The organism is Shewanella aquimarina (assembly GCF_023349185.1).
Taxonomy (GTDB): domain Bacteria; phylum Pseudomonadota; class Gammaproteobacteria; order Enterobacterales; family Shewanellaceae; genus Shewanella; species Shewanella aquimarina.
In genome coordinates this window covers 157,700-176,649 of the sequence record NZ_JAKIKY010000008.1, presented here as the reverse complement: position 1 = coordinate 176,649, position 18,950 = coordinate 157,700, and the positions used below count along the sequence as shown (strand labels likewise).

At 53.0% G+C, this 18,950-nt stretch carries 15 protein-coding genes; 8 read left to right on the top strand and 7 right to left on the bottom strand.

The annotated features are described in order from the left end of the window. Positions 1–812: 812 nt before the first annotated feature. Positions 813–1,610, top strand: a complete 798-nt coding sequence (locus tag L2731_RS11850; protein WP_249253289.1) for an NYN domain-containing protein — start codon at positions 813–815, stop codon at positions 1,608–1,610. Positions 1,611–1,771: 161 nt separating this feature from the next. On the opposite strand, the gene L2731_RS11845 is transcribed toward L2731_RS11850, so the two are convergent. From L2731_RS11845 to L2731_RS11830, 4 genes are all read right to left on the bottom strand, one after another. Continuing rightward, positions 1,772–1,987 carry a cold shock domain-containing protein gene (locus L2731_RS11845; protein ID WP_249253288.1) on the bottom strand — a complete coding sequence of 72 codons (216 nt, stop codon included), beginning with the start codon at positions 1,985–1,987 and terminating at the stop codon, positions 1,772–1,774. Then, on the bottom strand, positions 1,987–3,174 hold the full coding sequence (locus L2731_RS11840) for a reverse transcriptase family protein (protein ID WP_249253287.1): 1,188 nt from the start codon (positions 3,172–3,174) through the stop codon (positions 1,987–1,989). Before L2731_RS11840 ends, L2731_RS11845 begins: the two co-directional genes overlap by 1 nt. 1,420 nt (positions 3,175–4,594) lie before the next feature. Continuing rightward, the gene (gene groL / locus L2731_RS11835) at positions 4,595–6,244 is read right to left on the bottom strand and encodes a chaperonin GroEL (protein WP_239884689.1); all 1,650 of its coding nucleotides are present in this window, start codon (positions 6,242–6,244) and stop codon (positions 4,595–4,597) included. Between the two features lie 48 nt (positions 6,245–6,292). Continuing rightward, on the bottom strand, positions 6,293–6,583 hold the full coding sequence (locus L2731_RS11830; RefSeq protein WP_033539005.1) for a co-chaperone GroES: 291 nt from the start codon (positions 6,581–6,583) through the stop codon (positions 6,293–6,295). A 226-nt stretch (positions 6,584–6,809) separates the two neighbouring features. Between L2731_RS11830 and L2731_RS11825 the strand changes: the two genes are divergently transcribed. Then, positions 6,810–8,177 carry an MATE family efflux transporter gene (locus L2731_RS11825; RefSeq protein WP_249253286.1) on the top strand — a complete coding sequence of 456 codons (1,368 nt, stop codon included), beginning with the start codon at positions 6,810–6,812 and terminating at the stop codon, positions 8,175–8,177. Positions 8,178–8,338: 161 nt separating this feature from the next. Here L2731_RS11825 and L2731_RS11820 read toward each other — a convergent pair whose 3' ends face one another. Beyond that, on the bottom strand, positions 8,339–9,283 hold the full coding sequence (locus L2731_RS11820; protein WP_041510880.1) for a LysR family transcriptional regulator: 945 nt from the start codon (positions 9,281–9,283) through the stop codon (positions 8,339–8,341). A gap of 189 nt (positions 9,284–9,472) precedes the next feature. Between L2731_RS11820 and L2731_RS11815 the strand changes: the two genes are divergently transcribed. The 5 genes from L2731_RS11815 to L2731_RS11795 all read left to right on the top strand — a co-directional run bounded on the left by L2731_RS11815 (position 9,473) and on the right by L2731_RS11795 (position 15,119). Further along, entirely contained in the window at positions 9,473–10,555 is a 1,083-nt protein-coding gene (locus tag L2731_RS11815; RefSeq protein ID WP_249253285.1) for an efflux RND transporter periplasmic adaptor subunit, read from the top strand. Between the two features lie 3 nt (positions 10,556–10,558). Next, positions 10,559–13,633 carry an efflux RND transporter permease subunit gene (locus tag L2731_RS11810; RefSeq protein ID WP_249253284.1) on the top strand — a complete coding sequence of 1,025 codons (3,075 nt, stop codon included), beginning with the start codon at positions 10,559–10,561 and terminating at the stop codon, positions 13,631–13,633. A gap of 205 nt (positions 13,634–13,838) precedes the next feature. Next, entirely contained in the window at positions 13,839–14,249 is a 411-nt protein-coding gene (locus L2731_RS11805) for a c-type cytochrome domain-containing protein (RefSeq protein WP_249253282.1), read from the top strand. Between the two features lie 93 nt (positions 14,250–14,342). Continuing rightward, positions 14,343–14,675, top strand: a complete 333-nt coding sequence (locus tag L2731_RS11800) for a hypothetical protein (protein WP_249253280.1) — start codon at positions 14,343–14,345, stop codon at positions 14,673–14,675. A 78-nt stretch (positions 14,676–14,753) separates the two neighbouring features. After that, entirely contained in the window at positions 14,754–15,119 is a 366-nt protein-coding gene (locus tag L2731_RS11795; RefSeq protein WP_249253278.1) for a hypothetical protein, read from the top strand. A gap of 81 nt (positions 15,120–15,200) precedes the next feature. Here L2731_RS11795 and L2731_RS11790 read toward each other — a convergent pair whose 3' ends face one another. Further along, a complete protein-coding gene (locus tag L2731_RS11790) occupies positions 15,201–15,509 on the bottom strand; it encodes a hypothetical protein (protein WP_346429479.1) in 309 nt (102 codons plus the stop codon). Positions 15,510–15,763: 254 nt separating this feature from the next. On the opposite strand from L2731_RS11790, the gene L2731_RS11785 reads away from it, so the two are divergent. Continuing rightward, positions 15,764–16,303: a hypothetical protein gene (locus L2731_RS11785; protein WP_249253276.1), complete on the top strand. Its 540-nt coding sequence runs from the start codon at positions 15,764–15,766 to the stop codon at positions 16,301–16,303. 71 nt (positions 16,304–16,374) lie between these two features. Here L2731_RS11785 and L2731_RS11780 read toward each other — a convergent pair whose 3' ends face one another. Further along, positions 16,375–18,774: a zinc-dependent metalloprotease gene (locus L2731_RS11780; RefSeq protein WP_249253275.1), complete on the bottom strand. Its 2,400-nt coding sequence runs from the start codon at positions 18,772–18,774 to the stop codon at positions 16,375–16,377. Positions 18,775–18,950: the final 176 nt, after the last annotated feature.

Below are 18,950 nucleotides of genomic sequence, written 5' to 3'. Positions count from 1 at the left end.
CAAGTTAGCAAATGGGCCAAAAGTGTCACTTGTTACACTTTTTGAGTCTCTTACACCGCAAATCACCATCGACACAACTCTAACGGCTCCCAACTCTTCCGAAACGGTGCTTTACCCACTATTGCCTTACGCGGCGGCGATATTGTAGGATAAGTTAAGTTTTTGTTGATAAAACAAGATTTAAGCGTTCACTAAAGTACGCGAATGAATGTCAGGGATGGCGCAGCTCTTAAAAGAGCTGCATAAGGCAAGGACAGCTTTTTCACACCTCACCTCAAACTCCCCTCTCTGGCTCGTTGGCGCTGGCTCTGGCTCATTGCTCTGAATCTGACTTAGCCGACTTTAACGCAATAGCAAAGCAGATAAGCAAACTGCACACTTTGTGACCTTGGATAAGGTTTTATCTGTGACGGCTTGATAGCTTTATGTTTTTATTAGATTAATCTGATTATTCGCGCTCTGGGATAGCTAGAATTCTCTGCGGTAGCTATCGCTTGTGCCAGTGCCAACGCTTTGGATTTAAGATGCCAAGCTACGCTTGGCGAAAGTCGTGGTGTTCCACACCACACCGGGGGAAAGGGGCCGTTTCGACAGGAAATTGCGTCCATGCAAAAGAGCCAGCTCACCATCCATGGTTCGCGCTCATAAACGCTCTACGAGCAATCGCCCTTATCAATCCCTTGCGACCCGCGACAAAGCGGAAATCTCCTTCGGGCGGGGGTTGGGGCAATCTTAATCCCGTACCCTCCATGTAAGGCTACCTGCATCTAATCAACAAGTCTCAGAGATGCATTTTCAAAGGAATGGTTTAAATGCAAGACGTAGCAAAAATAGCGGTGTTTATCGACGCAGATAATGCACCAGCAAGAAAATTTGACGTGGTGCTGGCTGAGCTGGCCAAACATGGCGTGGTGAGTATTCGCAAGGCCTACGGCAACTGGAAAAGCCCAGGCCTGAAGCATTGGGAAGATATTCTGCACGAATATGCCATACAACCGATTCAGCAGTTCGACCTGACCAAAGGAAAGAACGCCACCGATATCGCACTGGTGATCGATGCCATGGACATCTTGTACACCAAAGATATAGATATCATGTGCCTCATCTCCTCAGACTGCGACTTCACCCCCTTAGTCACCAGAGTGCTCTCAGACGGCAAAAAGGTATTCGGCTTTGGCGAGCGCAAAGCCCCCACCGCTTTCGTACACAGCTGCTCTCGCTTCCTCTACCTAGACGCAGAACCCGAAGTTGAAATTGAAGTAGAACAGCAAGTCGAGAAAGCAATAGAGCCGACAACAGAGAAAGAAGCTAAAACCGTCACGCCAACCACAAAAGCCAGTCCCCCCCGCAAACAAAACCTTAAAGGTGACACCAAGTTAATTCACCTGCTGCGACAGGCAATTGAGGCAACCGAAGAGGACGATGGCTGGGCACAACTTGGCCCCATAGGCTCTCACATTTCGAACCACAGCTCATTCGACCAAAGGAACTATGGCTTCAAGAAGCTCAGCGATCTCTTCGCCGCCATAGACCTATTCGAAATGCGAAAAACCAACGGTTCAGTCATGTGGATCAGAGAAAGCAAACGAGCCAAGAAGAGTGGGAAATAGAAATAGTTTAACTCATAGTATCTCCCTCCCTTCTACAAGGAAGATTGGTATTATCTGTAATCCTTCATAACACCAAGTGGACACTTTCTACCACCAACTTTTCTTAAAGGATTATTTGGCGAAATCTAAATCATCTCTTACAGAACTTTAGACTCCAAAGACTAATCTTCACATATTCGTAAATTAATGGCTCTAGGTCCCTTTCGAGTCTTCATAATTTCAAACTCAACAATACACTTATTACTGAGACTACTAAGACTATTCACGTCTTCAATATCATCAATAGAAAAAAAGACATCTTTACCAGCTTCTCTACGTATAAAACCTATACCTTTATGGTTCCAATACGCATTAATATAACCTTTATAAAAAGACATTATCTCTCCCAAACTTCAAATTTTGTTGGAATGGTAGAATAATGAGCAACTAACGCTTTACGAGCTTTACGTGCAACATTTCGCTGAGTTCTAGAAAGAATACCTAACTGATACTGGATCTGATTGTATCTCTTTACAACCCCTAGTTTTTGATGTTGAGAAACAGGAACTCTCAATGCAACGGATACTTTCCTTAACAACCGATTTGATTGCATTGGCGAATACTCAGGTAATATAACAGACAATCGCTGCCTATAACTTCTTGCTTGAGAATGCTCCAACCTTTCAAGCTTAGTAACAAGTCCCGATGTTTTATTCCACAGCTTGTGGTATTCGTCAGAAGTTTTGTCTTGGTTAGATTTTAATTCGCAATTGTAGACGAGCTGTCGAACATAACGCCTCTCTTGCTTACGAATTTTGGGTTGCTTATGTTTAATCCAAAGCCCTGTCACTTCAAATTTAGCACTAAGATCATTCCTGAATGAAACTGATGTTTTCTTTCCATTCAATCTCAAATTTTGCTTTTTAAGCATTGCAGCAACAAGTTTTATAACTTCCGTACTGGTATCTTTTGTTAATCTTTTTACAGAAGAAATTGTTATATCATCTAAAAGTCTAGAGTATGTAAGCCCCTGCCCTCTCAACTTACTAACTAAATGATACTCGTTATTAAAAAAGACTAAATTAGCTAAATAACTAGAGGTACATCCACCTTGTGGAATGGAACCTCTATAAGTCGTTAATTTAACGAGTAAATCCACAACTTCATCACTAAACCTAAAAAACTGTTTGAAGACATCTCGTACGCTACTTGACTTTATATTCGGATAGAAGTTCCGCACGTCCAAATTAATCAGTGTATGACATCGGCTATGTATACTGGCATTTTCAACATAGTCACGCCCCTGAACAAGGGTAGCCTTTAAACCACCTTGCAAATATTCAGGAAATATTACATGCTCAAAAATTCGTGAGTTGATGCGTTTCTGAATACGCTTAAGCTCAAATTTAGCTTCACGCACCTCCCTTTCTTTACCAGTTTTCTTATTAGGTGGTAAGAGAAAGGTTGTATAAGATTCTTCCGCTTTATCAGCAATACTTATAAGATGCTTAGGGTGCAGGCCAAGGGTTTTAGCCAAAACCTCAACCGAACCTATTGAATCACATGGGTAATAAGGTTTATCCATTCCTTTCACTCAGTTAGATGAAAGAAGAGAAGTCAGCTACTAGAATGTCGGAAAAGGTACACCAAAGAAGGGTAACACTATTCCTGCAACACTAATAGCCAAAGGGAGCCAGTCTTTAACAAGTTCTAGCCACACCTTTGGGCTCTGGTTATTTTGCAATTCAGAATCCTCACAATTTATCTCAACTGAAAGGTCTGTGTTTTCACGTGATTTTGCGTAAAGCAATTTAAAGCTAAATGACATTTTATGTCTCCTTCTATTGTTATGGAAATTCGCCAGACCAATATCAGGAACAGAAATATTTGTAATAACCGTTGAGCCGACTTCTCTCTTCAGCGCCAGACAACCGTCGCCTAAAAAAACGCATTTTTCTGCGCGGAGAGCGCGTGCCGCGGGGGCTGCGATTTATAGTGCACGGAGGCGGGTCATGAACCTAAAATAGGTTCGCTCTGACAGAGCATCGATTTTCTGTTTAGTTACGCTTACACTTATACGCTTACACTTAATTAAACAATGCAAATGGGCGAATAACACCCACAGGAAAAATCTAACACAACTATTCCCAAGTTCAAGCATTTTTTGTATTTTTATAAGGTAATATTTACTAAATGTAACTTAATAACAGTGTTTCACGACAATTGTCATAGGTTAACTATCCTGCAAACACCAATTTATAATGTTTTTTATAGTCGCTAGTTCTATAAAAAGCACTCTACTCTGTAGAACCACCATACAAAACAACTAGAAAGACACAACCAGGCGAAATAAAATACTTTTATTTTACTCCTTTTCAATCTTATACACCGGTTAAACAGGTCTAACTCAAATAATTTTCACAAAATCAAGTAATGAAAGAACAGCCCACACTCACATGTTCTTTTTCTCAAATAGTTACCTTTAGAGTCACCAAAATGTTTTACATGGGAAAATGTTGTTAGAGCAAGGCGCTTTACCGCGACGTTTAGTACACTGCTAATACCTTACATGCATGTGGTGAAGCAATGCAGCGTACTCTCCCCCTAATACAAAATCCCTGACACTGTGAAGTATCAGGGATTTTCTTTTTAGGTGTTGTGCTTAGTGATTTAGCTAAGCACTCAGGCCTATGGAACAGATGTTCTAGCGCAGGAAAAATCGTTTTAGAGCAAGGCATCTTGCCGCGACGTTTAGCTGTCTGCTAATACCTTACAAGCATGTGGCAACACAACGCTACTCACTCTCTCACCACAAAAAGAAGAAGCCCCGATATCTTACGATACCGGGGCTTCTCATTCATTTGGTTTTAGGCTGTTAGGCTTAAGACCAGCAGAGTATTTTACGTGGGATAAATCTTGTTAGAGCAAGGCGCTTTACCGCGACGTTTAGCAGTCTAAACGAGTGGTGAAGCAACGCAGCTATCACAGATTTAGGCCCGTAAAATTTACATCATGCCCATGCCGCCCATACCGCCCATACCGCCGCCCATGCCGCCCATATCGCCGGCACCAGCTTCTTGTGGAATCTCACCAACCATAGCTTCGGTAGTGATCATCAGACCCGCGATAGATGAAGCGAACTGTAGCGCGCTACGAGTCACCTTAGTTGGGTCAAGGATACCCATCTCTAGCATGTCGCCGTATACGTCGCTACCGGCGTTGTAACCATAGTTACCTGAGCCGTTCTTAACGTTGTTGGCAACCACTGAGGCTTCTTCACCTGCGTTAGTGGCGATCTGACGTAGTGGCGCTTCCATGGCGCGCAGTGCGATAGTCACACCGTGCTTCTGGTCTTCGTTAGCCACTTCAACTTCACCGATCTTAGAGGCAACGCGAACCAGGGCAACACCACCACCGGCAACCACACCTTCTTCAACGGCGGCGCGAGTCGCGTGTAGTGCATCTTCTACGCGAGCCTTCTTCTCTTTCATTTCAACTTCGGTAGCGGCACCGACTTTGATCACTGCAACACCGCCGGCCAGCTTAGCCATACGCTCTTGTAGCTTCTCTCTGTCGTAGTCAGAAGTAGACTCTTCTGCCTGGATCTTGATTTGTGCAACGCGGGCAGAGATCTGCTCTTGCTCGCCGGTACCGTCGATGATGGTAGTGTCATCTTTGGTGATCACCACGCGCTTAGCGGTACCTAGGTCTTCCAGAGTGGCTTTTTCAAGCTCTAGACCGATCTCTTCGGCAATCACCGTACCGCCAGTCAGGATGGCGATATCTTGTAGCATCGCCTTACGACGGTCACCGAAACCAGGTGCCTTAACCGCAGCAACCTTAACGATACCGCGCATGTTGTTCACCACCAGCGTCGCTAAGGCTTCGCCTTCAACGTCTTCGGCGATGATCATCAGTGGCTTACCAGTTTTCGCCAGACCTTCAAGGATTGGCAGCAGCTCACGGATGTTAGAGATCTTCTTGTCAACCAATAGGATGTATGGGTTTTCAAGTTCAACGCTGCCAGTTTCTGGCTTGTTGATGAAGTATGGAGACAGGTAACCGCGGTCAAACTGCATACCTTCAACCACGTCTAGTTCGTTCTCTAGTGCCTGACCTTCTTCAACTGTGATCACGCCTTCTTTACCCACGCGCTCCATCGCAGTAGCGATGATTTCACCGATAGACTCGTCAGAGTTAGCAGAGATGGTACCTACCTGAGCGATAGCCTTAGTGTCGCTACACTCTTGAGACAGTGTCTTCAGCTCGGCAACGGCAGCCACAACCGCCTTGTCGATACCGCGCTTAAGATCCATTGGGTTCATGCCAGCGGCAACGGCTTTCAGGCCTTCGGTCACGATAGCTTGTGCCAGTACGGTAGCGGTAGTGGTACCGTCACCGGCGGCGTCGTTGGCTTTAGAAGCAACTTCTTTCACCATCTGCGCGCCCATGTTTTCGAACTTGTCTTCCAGCTCGATCTCTTTAGCAACCGATACACCGTCTTTGGTGATCAGCGGCGCGCCGAAGCTCTTGTCGAGCACCACGTTACGGCCTTTAGGGCCCAGGGTAACTTTAACTGCGTTAGCCAGTACGTTTACGCCCGCAAGCATTTTTACGCGAGCATCATTGCCAAATAAAACTTCTTTAGCTGCCATGTTCTGTATCCTTTAATAAAATTCTGGTTAAACGGGATATTGAGTGGATTATTCCACTACAGCCATTAAATCTGATTCAGAAAGGATCAAGACCTCTTCACCGTCGATCTTCTCTTTCTTCACGCCATAACCTTCGTTGAAGATCACTATGTCACCCACTTTCACGTCGAGTGGCTGCACAGTGCCATTTTCAAGAATTCGGCCATTGCCTACAGCGAGAACTTCACCGCGAGTTGACTGCTCGGCTGCACTACCTGTCAGTACGATGCCACCGGCTGATTTTGATTCAACTTCAGAACGCTTAACAATGACGCGGTCATGTAATGGACGAATATTCATCTACGGACTCTCCTAATGATTTTTTTGCCCAACAAACGTTGGCGGTTTATCAAAAAAAAGTGCGGCGACTTCGCTTTCGCCGCGGGATGTTCGATATATGGGGATGGGGTTGCTGAGATCCAAGGGCTTTACAAAAAAAATCTGATTTTTTTTAACTGGGTTTTATAAAAGATCAGCCATTCCTGATAGAATTGCCCTCCTTCTGTTACCTAGGCATTTCACTTACATGAGAGACAGACACGGGCTGCTCAGTCAGCCAATCGGTCGTGTACTGCTAAATATGAGCCTCCCGAACCTGATTGGTATTCTCACCATTCTTGGGTTCAGCCTTGTAGACACCTTTTTTATCAGCCAGTTAGGCACAGAAGCCCTGGCCGCCATCAGCTTTACCTTTCCGGTCACCCTGATTGTTTCCAGCATCGCCATCGGCATAGGCGCCGGGGTATCGACTAATCTTGGCCGCCTCATCGGCAGCGGCAACAGCCCCAAGGCAAGGGTGTTTCTGCATGACGCCCTGCTGATCACCTTCTGGCTGATCGCCGCCATCTCGCTGCTGGGCAGCCTGTTTATCGGCCCGCTGTTTAGCCTGCTGGGGGCCAACGAACTCAGCCTGCCGCTGATCCGCGACTATATGTTTCTCTGGTATCTGGGGGCGCCGCTGCTGGTGCTCTTGATGGTGGGTAACCAAGGGCTGCGCGCCACGGGCGATACCAAGTCACCGGCCAAGATCATGGCGCTGGCGGCGCTGATCAACCTGGTGCTCGACCCCTTGCTGATCTTCGGCATTGGGCCCTTCCCACGCCTGGAAATTCAGGGCGCAGCCATCGCCACCCTGGCCTCCTGGATAGTGGCGCTGTCCTTGTCGGGATACCTGTTGATCATCAAGCGTAACCTGGTGGACTTTGCCGAATTTAATCTGCAGCGGATTCACTGCAACTGGCGCCAGCTGGCCCATATCGCCCAACCGGCGGCGCTGATGAACCTGCTCAACCCTGTGGCTAACGCCATCATCATGGCCATGCTGGCCCGCATCGACCACAGCGCGGTGGCGGCCTTCGGCGCCGGTACCCGCCTTGAGTCGGTACTGCTGATCGCCGTGATGGCGCTCTCCTCCAGCCTGGTGCCCTTCATCGCCCAAAACCTGGGGGCGGGACAGACGGAGCGCGCCCGCGACGCCCTCATGCTGTCACTGCGTTTCGTGCTGGTGTTCCAGACCCTGATCTACCTGCCGCTGGCGCTGCTGGCAAACCCTATCGCCCAGCTGTTCAGTAAAGATCCCCAGGTGATCGAGTGGCTCGCCTTCTATGTCATCGCCCTGCCCGCCGCCTATGGCCCGCTGGGCATGGTGATCCTCACCGCCACCTCGCTCAACGCCTACCACAGGCCCATGAGCTCATTGGTGCTTAACCTCTGCCGCCTGTTTCTGCTGCTGTTGCCGCTGGCGGCGCTTGGCTCCTACCTAGGCGGGGTTAAGGGTCTGCTGCTGGCGCTGCCTATTACCAATGCCGTGATGGGTATCGCCTGTTATATCCTGGCCAGCCGCATCACTGAACCTGACACCACGCCTGAGCATGTGGAGATCTACAAGCGTTAGCGCCTTCGCCATGTTTGGCAAAGCTTTTATTTGAGAGGAATTGAGTCGCGGCTGATGATGTTTACGCTGATATGGTCGGTAGCACTGGCAGTGATACCGGAGAGCCTGATGATGGCTCCCGGTTATCGGCCTTCTCGAGCCGAGTTGTCATCAATGCCAGCTTAGGAGAGCGGCTTGATCACGCCCTTGGTTCTGGCTTCGCGGTCACAGGCGCCGTTTTGAATACACTCCTCTAACGCCCGCATCATGTGGTCGATGAAGCGCTGACTGGCGAGGCTGATGAAACGCCGCGACGGATAGACCAGGAAGCACTTACCCTCATAGGGTTCGATATCTTCAAATAGCATCACCAACTTGCCCTGCTCCACATACTCCTGGGCTATCGGCAGCGGCATCATAGAGATCCCCCGCCCCATGAGGGTCGCTTCTAGACAGGTATCGAGACTGTTGACGCAGAGATTGCCCGACACCGACAGTATCCTGTCTTTACCGAAGGGGACTTCGTTGAAGATCCGCCCGTTGGGGTAGCGAAACAAAATCGCGTTGTGCTCCGACAACTCCTCTGGTTTAGTGGGGTGGCCTGCACGCGCCAGATACTCTGGACTGGCAAAGAAGTGTACGGTTTCAGTGATCAGGTGGCGCGCCACCATCTCATTTTCGTTAAAGGCATCCTCGAGCATGAAGGCCAGATCGATATTGTTGCGGATCATATCCTTGGGCTCTGAGCTGACGATGATCTCCACCGTCAGCGCCGGATTCAGATCCATAAACGCAAAGATGGCATGGGTGATATAGAGGATCTCGGGAATGGGGAAGATCAGGATGCGCAGGTGTCCAGACACTGCGGCCTCGCCCCCCGACAGCTCTGAGAAGGTCTGCTCCAGGGTCGCCAGTAAGGGAGTGGTCTTGTTGTAGAAATGACTGCCGGATGCGGTGAGGGTCATGGCCCGGCTCTGGCGATGAAACAGCTTCACATTGAGCTCATCTTCCAGCGCCTGCAGACGACGACTCAGGGTCGATTTAGGCACATTGAGTATATCGGCCGCCTCGACCAGGCTACCCGTCTCGACGATACGGTGGAACAGGGCAATATCTTCGGTTTTCATCACTGACTCACTAACACGCTAAACCTGATTGCCTATTACTTTGCACACACACATCAGGGTAAATCAAGTCAATATAGTTTCATTTTATGGAACCCACAGTTCCACATAATTCCATTTTAATAGATGTATCGCGCTGCTATCTTAGCCAGCCATGAGATACACCTTGTCACAATTAATGGAGTTTACGATATGAAACCCCTGACAACCTCACTTTCACTACTCGTAATGACTCTAGTACTTGCTGGTTGCAGCACAGAATCTGCCGAGATAACCCCGCCCAGTGTGCGCCCCGTAAAGTTGCTGGAGATCACCGAGCTAGGTAGCGGCACCCTGAGAAGCTTCCCCGCCAAGGTGGCCGCCACCAAGCAGGCCGAGCTCTCCTTCCGCCTGTCGGGTCAGCTGGTCGAATTCACCCTGGTGGATGGTCAGCGTGTCACCAAGGGCGAAGTGCTGGCGCGTCTGGACGACAGAGACGCCCGCAACAACCTACTCAACCGCGAGGCAGATCATGAGCTGGCCCAGGCCGACTTTAACCGCAAGGGTGAGCTGCTGCGCCAGGCGCTGATCTCCCAGGCGGAATATGACTTAGCCAAGGCGCAGCTGAAATCCAGCGCCGCCAACCTGGCCAGCGCCCAGGATCAGCTGAGCTATACGGTGATCAAGGCGCCCTTTAGCGGCACGGTCGCCAAGACCAAGATAGAAAATTTCCAGATAGTGCAGGCCAACCAGCCGATTCTGGTGTTACAAAAAGATCGTTTCATCGACGTGGTGATCCAGGTGCCAGAGTCGCTGGCCAGCCGTGTGACCTCCTTTAATCCCCATTCGCCTTCGCTGCCTATGGTGACCTTTAGCAACCACCCGGAGCAGCAGTATGCCGCGCGTCTCAAGGAGTTCGCCACCCAAGTCACTCCGGGTACCCAGAGCTATGAGGTGGTGTTTACCCTACCGACCCCGACCGAATTTAGCGTACTGCCGGGCATGAGCGCCCAGCTGGTGCTGGATATTGCCGGCCCCGATGCCGACAAGAAGAGCGCCGTAGTACCGCCGAGCGCCGTACTCAAGCGGGATCAAGACGGCACGCCTATCGTTTGGACCTATGATCTGGGCACTGGCCAGGTGAGTTCTCGCGAGGTAAGCCTGGGTAAGGTCACCAGTGAGGGCATAGAGATCACCCAGGGCCTGACAGTGGGCGACCGTGTGGTGGTCGCCGGTGTGGCCCAGCTCAGCGAGCATCAACAGGTCAAGCCTCTGCGCTGGCAACGAGGTGTTTAACCGATGAATTTTGCCGAGTATTCGATCACCCACAAGGTGATCAGTTGGATGTTTGCCCTGCTACTCCTGATTGGCGGCAGCCTGTCGTTCATGAGCCTGGGGCAACTGGAATTTCCCGAATTTACCATCAAGGAGGCGCTGGTCGTCACCGCCTATCCAGGTGCCTCCCCGGAGCAGGTGGAGGAAGAAGTTACCCTGCCCCTGGAAGACGCGCTACAGCAGCTCGATGGGGTGAAACATATCACCTCGATCAACAGCGCCGGCCTGTCGCAGATCCAGATTGAGATGGAAGACAAGTATGACGCCGAGAAGCTGCCACAGATCTGGGATCTGGTGCGCCGTAAGGTAAGCGATACCCAGGGGAGTCTGCCCAGTGGCGCCATGACGCCTCAGGTGATCGACGACTTTGGCGATGTCTACGGCATTCTGCTCAACCTCAGCGGCGACGGCTATAGCGAGCGCGAGCTGGAAAACTACGCCGACTTTCTGCGCCGCGAGCTGGTGCTGGTCGACGGCATCAAGCGGGTCAACATAGCCGGTATCGTCGACCAACAGGTAGTGGTGGAGATCTCCACCCAGAAGATCAACGCCTTAGGGCTTAACCAGGACTATATCTATGGCCTGATCAACAGCCAGAACGTGGTCTCAAATGCGGGTAGCATTCGCGTGGGCGACAACCGTATTCGCATCCACCCCACGGGCGAGTTCGACAGCGTCGAGGCACTATCGCGCCTGGTGGTGAGTGCCCCCGGCAGTGCCAAGCTTATCTACCTGGGAGATATCGCCAACATCTACAAGGCGATGGATGAGACCCCGAGCAACCTGTATCACAGCGGCGGCGACATGGCGCTGTCTGTGGGCATCGCCTTCTCCAGCGGCGTCAACGTGGTCAAGGTGGGCGAGGCCGTCAACCTCAAGATGCTGGAGCTCGGCGACGAGTTGCCGGTGGGCATGACGCTCACCACAGTCTATGACCAGAGCAAGATGGTGGATCAGACCATCAACGGCTTCCTGGTGAACCTGGCGGAATCGATCGCCATCGTGATCGGCGTGCTGCTGATCTTCATGGGGCTGAGATCTGGCCTGCTGATGGGGCTGGTATTGCTGCTCACCATTCTCGGTACCTTTATCATGATGAAGGTGCTCAATATCGAGCTGCAGATCATCTCGCTGGGGGCATTGATCATCGCCCTGGGGATGTTGGTGGATAACGCCATCGTGGTGACCGAGGGGATCCTCATCGGCCTCAAGCGCGGCCAGTCGCGTCTGGAGACCGCCAAGCAGGTGATCACCCAGACCCAGTGGCCACTGCTGGGAGCGACCGTGATTGCCATCATCGCCTTCGCGCCTATCGGTCTGTCGGACAACGCCACGGGGGAGTTTTGTATCTCCCTGTTTCTGGTGCTGCTGATCTCACTGTTTATCAGCTGGATCAACGCCATGACACTGACCCCCTTCTTCTGCGATCTGCTGTTTAAGGATGGCGAGATCCCAGATGAGGCCGATAGCGACCCCTACAAGGGTTGGCTGTTCCAGCTCTATCGTGCCAGCCTGAGCCTGGCGATGCGTTTTCGCGGCCTAACCCTACTGGTCGTGCTGCTGGCTCTGGTGGGCTCTGTCATGGGCTTCGGTCAGGTGAAGAATGTCTTCTTCCCTGCCTCTAACACCCCTATCTTCTTCGTGGATGTATGGATGCCAGAGGGCAGCGACATCAAGGCCACCGAGGCCCTGCTGGGCCGTATCGAGCAGGATCTGATGGCGGAGCAGCAGAAGCAAGATGCCGGCCTGGTGAACATCACCAGCGTGGTGGGCCAGGGTGCCCAGCGCTTCGTGCTGCCCTATGTGCCGGAGAAGGGCTATGCCGCCTATGGTCAGCTGCTGATCGAGATGAGCAACCTGGAGACCCTCAACGCCTATATGCGCAGGCTCGAGCAGGATCTGGTACAGCATTATCCCGAGGCGGAATATCGCTTCAAGTATATGGAGAATGGCCCAAGCCCGGCGGCCAAGATAGAGGCGCGCTTCTACGGCGAAGACCCTGAGGTGCTGAGGCAGTTGGCCCAGCAGGCCAGCGAGATCTTCCTCGCCGAGCCGAGCGCCACCAGCGTGCGCCACAACTGGCGTAATCAGGTGACCCTGGTACGGCCGCAGCTGGCGCTGGCTCAGGCCCGCGAAACCGGCATCAGCAAGCAAGACCTGGATAATGCCCTGCTGACCAACTTCAGCGGCAAGCAGGTGGGCCTGTACCGCGAGAACAGCCACCTATTGCCGATTATCGCCCGGGCACCGTCCGATGAGCGTCTCAATGCCGACAGCATCTCGGCGCTGCAGGTGTGGAGCACAGAAAACAACGTCTTCGTGCCCATCTCTCAGGTGGTCAGCGATTTTGCCACCGAGTGGGAGAACCCACTGATCATGCGCCGCGACCGTAAACGGGTGATCTCCGTGTTGGCCGATCCGGTCAACGGCAGCAACGAGACCGCAGATTCTGTGTTTAGAAAGTTACGTGACAAGGTCGAGGCCATCAGCCTGCCTGCCGGTTATGAACTGGAATGGGGCGGCGAATACGAGACCTCAAGCGAGGCTCAGCAGTCGGTATTTAGCTCGATTCCAATGGGCTATCTGGCGATGTTCCTGATAACCGTGCTGCTGTTTAACTCGGTCAGGCAGCCCCTGGTGATCTGGTTTACCGTGCCCCTGGCGCTTATCGGCGTGGTCTCAGGCCTGCTGCTGTTCGACGCCCCCTTCAGCTTCATGGCGCTGCTGGGCCTGCTGAGTCTTACCGGGATGATCATCAAGAACGGTATCGTCCTGGTAGATCAGATCAACCTGGAGCTGAGCCAGGGTAAGCAGGCCTATCAGGCGGTGTTCGACTCCTCGGTGAGCCGCGTGCGCCCCGTGTTGATGGCGGCGATCACCACCATGCTGGGGATGATCCCCCTGCTGCCGGATGCCTTCTTCGGCTCCATGGCGATCACCATCATCTTCGGCCTGGGGTTCGCCTCTGTGCTCACCCTGGTGGTGCTGCCGGTGACCTACACGCTAGTGTTCGGCATCAAGGTGCCTAAGCGCGCCTAGGCGGGCTTCACCCCTTTCCAATTCGCTTCCCGGCGTGCCCGGCTCGAAAGAGTCGGGCTTTTTCTTTGGTTCATCTCGGATTAGCGGCAAGCTGGATTTACACCCGCTCACCACAGGCGCCTCGTCTCACTCGTCACACAGGAGGATCAGGCACGACGGGACTATACTTAAACCGTAAACAATGTAAGGTTATCGGGAGGATACTATGTATGCTCATCACTCCATCGACAGGCGCCTGTTACTGGTAGCGGCACTAGCCACCACGGCGCTACTGGGCTGTGAGCGGCCGGTGAGCTTCTCATCTCAGGTACAGCCCATACTTAACGCCTCCTGCATCAGCTGTCATTCGGGTGCAGGCGAAGGCATGGCAAAAAACCATCTGGCACTGGATAGCTATGAGGGCGTGATGCGCGGCACCCAGCTTGGCCCCGTCGTGGTCCCCGGCAGCGCCGCCTCAAGCACCCTCTACTTGGCGATCGATCACAAGGTCGACAGCAAGATCCAGATGCCCCCTCACCACAGTGATAAATTTGCGCAAGGCGAAGGAAAGCCCCTCAGCAGTGAGCAGATCGCCACGATCAAACGTTGGATAGATGAAGGCGCCAAACAGAACTAGCCTTCTACTCTGCTAACCACCGCCTCCGGGCGGTGGCTTTTTACTAAATTCTGTTATCATCAAACTCCCCCTTAAGCCACCGAGTTGAAACCTATGGGTCGTCAGATTTTCCTCTTCTTGTTCGCCGTCAGCCTGGTGACGGGGTGCGCAGCCAAGCCCAGCCAAACAGAGGTGGAGCAACAGCGGCTGGGGGTTATGGTACAGGCGCTGCAACAGGCTATCGCCGTCCCCTCGCCCGAGCAGCTAGAGGTTATCGCCCGCTACGGCACGGATTCGCGCTACTATGTGATGGTGCGTGGCTGGCTGGTGCAAACACTAAGCGGCGTCGAGAGCCAGCTGGCGGCCAGTGGCGATGCGGCTCCCGAGGCGATGCGCACCAAGGCCGAGCATCTCAGGGCCGCCATCAGACGCATCGATCTGGAATAGCTTACCCATAATAAAAATGCCAATAACGACAGTCCTGTAACCACACGACTCAGCAGCAAACCTTATGAATAGAGCCTTATGAATAAAGCCATCATCGCCACCCTGCTTTCGGCCTTCGTCTGCCCAGGTTCGGGCCACTTCTACCTCAAGCGCTATAACGCAGGCACGCTCATCTCCTGCCTTAGCCTCAGCGGCCTCGCCTACCTCTTGTATCAGGCGGTCAATCGCGCCACGAGTGTGTCGGATAAGATCCTATCGGGTGAGCTCCCCCTGGATTATGGCGCTATCTACGCCGCCATCAGCCAGGCACCTCAGGGAAACGAGGCCTTGTGGATCGAGGTGGCTACCTGGGCCTTCATCCTCGGCTGGCTCATCGGCATTCTGGATGCCTATCGCCAGGGCAAGAAGCAGATGCGTGAAGAAGCCCTGAATCAAGAAACATAAACTATCGCCATAAAAGCTGGCCATAAAACCTGGCCATAAAAAAAGGAGCCTAATCGGCTCCTCGGTGATCTCAAATCGTCTTTAGCTCTGTTTGCTTGCCGCCTGGGTTCGCGAGAAATCGTGTTGAGTCGATCTCGACGCAGGCTCAGTTTCATCGGCGGGGGGATTGTCGGCGAAGCGATACTCACTGTTGGCGGCGGTCGTCTTGGAAAAATCGTGACGACTGCTCGATTGCGGCACCAGATTCTGCTTGGCGCCTGGGTTGTCGGCAAAGCGATAATCGGCTCTTGCCGCGGCGGTCTTAGAGAAATCCGGTCTCTCGGCAAACGCCTGAGTAGTAAGTAGTAGAGAGGCTAAAGCTAAGGTCGTGCTGGCTAACAACTTCATCATGTACTCCAATCTTATTGACCACAATTAGCTAACAAAGATACTAACCTAAACCACACATTTTTTGAACAAGATCACACTAAGGCTTGCAATTTGTTACACTTTTTGCCGGCCTCGGCCCCATGCAGCAAATTTGCTATTTTGACGATTCGCTGGGTAAACTGACTGGGTGCCAGCGGGACAAATATGGCTGGCACGACAAATTAACGCGTTACGGATAGCCCTTAGCCCAGCACTAAGCAGACAAGGAAATGAGCATGTCGCACCTGATCAAACTGGCGGCCCTGGTGGCTGCGCTCTATTTCGGCTACCAGCATTGGTTTGCCCCCTACCCGCTACAAACCTACCGCCTCACCTCTGTGCCCGTTAGCCTCGAGCTGCTGCCTGACCCTAAAGTGCTGCACAAGCAAAACAGCCAGGTGGAATTCGAGTCCCTCAATACCCAGAAAAGCAGCGACGACAAGCTCACCATGTTCGTGATGAGTTTCAAGTCGTCGATGGAGCATTTAGAACCAGAGGACTTGGAGTTCTTGCCTTATGATTTGGATAAATACACCAGCATGGCGGGGCCTGAAGTGGCCAGCATTCTCGAGGAGATGATCTTAAGCAAGGGCTATATCAACACCAATGGCATGCGCGGCTACGAGGTTGAAATGCGGATGCCCAAGGACGATCTGCGCATGCTGCAACACATCTATATCATCGACGACCACCTACTGCTCTTGATGGCCAGCTATCAGTCCAGCCGCGAAGAGCAGACCGCCCGTAATTTCCTCGACTCGGTGCAGCGCCTCTAGCCGCCGGCTCGGGCAAATTTAGACCATAAAAAAGCCCCGCGATGCGGGGCTTTTAGCTAATGTTACAGAGCTTAAATCGGCGAGCCCGGCGGCATGGCAAGCGGCTTGTGGATCAGCTTATGCTTGCTCTCTTTCAGCCCCTGCTCTATCCCCTCTAATAGCCACTGATAGTGCGCCGATTCATAGTCGCTACTGCGCTTCACCAGACGGCTAAGCTGCTTCTGGGCATAGGCCAGACGACCCGCCAGCTGCGCCTTCACCTCGGGCGAACTCGCCCCATCATGGTAGCTGGCCAGCAGGGCATCGATCACCACGGCATTGACCCGCATCCATACCCCCTGCGTCGCCCCATTAGGCGCATCGCTAAACAGGGTCTTAGCCAGCAGCTTATTGACCAGAGTCACCACAGACAGCTGCTCCCTGTCGGCAAAGTAGCCCTGATTGACGCGATTGAGACGCTGAGGCTGCAGCAGCTGCTGACAGGTGTGACGGCTAAGCACCTCGGCCATTCCGAGGGGATCGATCACCACGCCGGTGGCGCCATCGAAGCTCTCGCGGGTGGCGCCATAGTTGCCCGACTTAGGCACCAGGGCGTCGGTCACCTTAGTCGGCAAGGCCAGGGCATCTGCACTCAGGCCTTGCAGCAGGGTATCCAGCGCGTTCTTTTGCAGCTCGGGGGCCATATAGTGCCAGCTGCGCCCCCCATCCTGAGTGGAATAGTTGTAGTCACTGCCACCAATAAACTTGGCCGCGGCTTCGATCTGATAACGGGTCAGCAGATAGATGGGCACGAAGGCGTCGCGCAGCTCACCATAGGGCTGGCCCTGGAGCAGCGCGGCGTCGCTAAAGTTGTCGATGGCCACCTCGCGCACCTTGGCCAGACGGCTCAGCTCGGCCACAGGATCCTTGCCATTGTCCCAGAGGCTGGCATAGGCCTGGCTGGAACCGGCGCGGCGCGAATCTGCCTCACCTATATATCTCAGCCCCTGGCGCTCCACCGCCTGCATCAACCCGGTCAGCTTGGCCTGTTGAGCCTCGGCGCTAAACTGACCATAGCCATAGGCCACGGTAAACTTATCCCAGGCACCAACGCCTTCATCGTAAGGGGCAGAGATGTCTATCTTGCCGCCCTTGAGTGTCACCTTAGGGTGCGGGTAATCCATCACTGAGGCGTTGTCGTTGCTCGACGCGGCGAAGTTATGGTCCAGACCCAGAGTATGACCCACCTCATGAGCCGACAGCTGGCGAATACGCGCCAGCGAAAGGTCTGTCACCGCCTGGGCGGCCGCCTCTCTGTCTTCCCAGCCTGCGGTGAGACCGCGGGCGATGAGGTGATCTTGCCTGACACGCTGACTACCCAGGGTCACATGGCCCTTGATGATCTCACCTGTGCGCGGGTCGGCGATGGCGCTGCCATAAGACCAGCCGCGAGTCGCCCTGTGTACCCACTGGATCACGTTGTAGCGAATGTCCTGGGGATCGGCTTCTTCCGGCAGCAGTTCCACCTTGAAGCCGTTGATGAAGCCGGCCTCGTTAAAGGCGGTCTCCCACCAGCGAGCCCCCTCTAACAGGGCACTACGAATAGGCTCTGGCACGCCGGGATCCAGATAATAGATGATGGGTTTGACCACCTCGCTGGGCGAGTCACCCGGGGTAATCTTTTCCAGGCGATGACGCAACAGATGGCGCTGCACTATGTCGCTGTCGATTGGCGCGCCGTAATCCAGATACTCATCGGACAGGTAACCGCTATTGGGGTGGTAGGCCCTGGGCTGATAATTATCGTCCGGCAACGCGACGAAGGAGTAACGCATCCGCAGCGACATCTGCTTACCATCGGGGGTCACCAGAGCCACCTGAGGCCCGGCCTTGGCGCCCTTGAAGGTGAGCAGCACATCGACATCGCTGTTACGCTCGAAGGACTTAACCCCCTGAGGCAGGATGAGCGAGGTCTCCTTGTCCAGCTGATAATTGCCCTGCTTGGTCTGTTCCAGGGTATCGACTATGCCATGCAGGTCGCGCAGTACAAGATCCTTGATCGCCACCAGCGCCCGCTTGCCCTCAAGTACCTTGCCGCGCCAGAGCACAGACTCGGCGAAGGCCTCTTTGACCGCCCGCTGCTCGGCGCCGTTGTCCGTGGTGGCGCGGTAACGGGTGTTAAGCTGTTTCAGGATGAGATAGGGTCCATGGCGTTCAAACTGCACCAGGCGGGTCATTCCCAGCTGGCCACGATCCAGGCCGATATCGTTAGAGCCCACGCCATGGGGCAGGCTGGTGACCAGCAAGAAAGGCTGATTGAGGCGGGTCGCCTCCAGGTAGAGATCGCCCGAGCCTTGCTGATAGAAGAGGTTGATAAAGCCTTTGGCGGCCTGACTGCTCTTGATCACCTTAGCGCTATTTTCGACGGCGAGCAGGGGGCCAGTCGGGACCAGAATGAGGGCAAGGGCCAGCGCGAGTGTAGAGGGTCTCATGTTATCTCCTTGCTGAGACTTATAATGGGAGACTGAGTTGTTCAAATATTATGCGTCTCGTGAATATCAGTCACTTAGCTTAACAGGTCTCGATTCAGGCTCAAGTGCAAATAATTCACGCCGCATCATAAGCCTCTACGCCTTGTTGGCCAGCAAATCGACAGCCACAAAAAAGG

Coding starts and splice junctions, on each gene's coding strand:
- L2731_RS11800 (WP_249253280.1), top strand. CDS start 14,343: ATGGGTCGTCAGATTTTCCTCTTCTTGTTCGCCGTCAGCCTGGTGACG.
- L2731_RS11805 (WP_249253282.1), top strand. CDS start 13,839: ATGTATGCTCATCACTCCATCGACAGGCGCCTGTTACTGGTAGCGGCA.
- L2731_RS11790 (WP_346429479.1), bottom strand. CDS start 15,509: ATGATGAAGTTGTTAGCCAGCACGACCTTAGCTTTAGCCTCTCTACTA.
- L2731_RS11850 (WP_249253289.1), top strand. CDS start 813: ATGCAAGACGTAGCAAAAATAGCGGTGTTTATCGACGCAGATAATGCA.
- groL (WP_239884689.1), bottom strand. CDS start 6,244: ATGGCAGCTAAAGAAGTTTTATTTGGCAATGATGCTCGCGTAAAAATG.
- L2731_RS11820 (WP_041510880.1), bottom strand. CDS start 9,283: ATGAAAACCGAAGATATTGCCCTGTTCCACCGTATCGTCGAGACGGGT.
- L2731_RS11825 (WP_249253286.1), top strand. CDS start 6,810: ATGAGAGACAGACACGGGCTGCTCAGTCAGCCAATCGGTCGTGTACTG.
- L2731_RS11815 (WP_249253285.1), top strand. CDS start 9,473: ATGAAACCCCTGACAACCTCACTTTCACTACTCGTAATGACTCTAGTA.
- L2731_RS11840 (WP_249253287.1), bottom strand. CDS start 3,174: ATGGATAAACCTTATTACCCATGTGATTCAATAGGTTCGGTTGAGGTT.
- L2731_RS11810 (WP_249253284.1), top strand. CDS start 10,559: ATGAATTTTGCCGAGTATTCGATCACCCACAAGGTGATCAGTTGGATG.
- L2731_RS11795 (WP_249253278.1), top strand. CDS start 14,754: ATGAATAAAGCCATCATCGCCACCCTGCTTTCGGCCTTCGTCTGCCCA.
- L2731_RS11830 (WP_033539005.1), bottom strand. CDS start 6,583: ATGAATATTCGTCCATTACATGACCGCGTCATTGTTAAGCGTTCTGAA.
- L2731_RS11780 (WP_249253275.1), bottom strand. CDS start 18,774: ATGAGACCCTCTACACTCGCGCTGGCCCTTGCCCTCATTCTGGTCCCG.
- L2731_RS11845 (WP_249253288.1), bottom strand. CDS start 1,987: ATGTCTTTTTATAAAGGTTATATTAATGCGTATTGGAACCATAAAGGT.
- L2731_RS11785 (WP_249253276.1), top strand. CDS start 15,764: ATGTCGCACCTGATCAAACTGGCGGCCCTGGTGGCTGCGCTCTATTTC.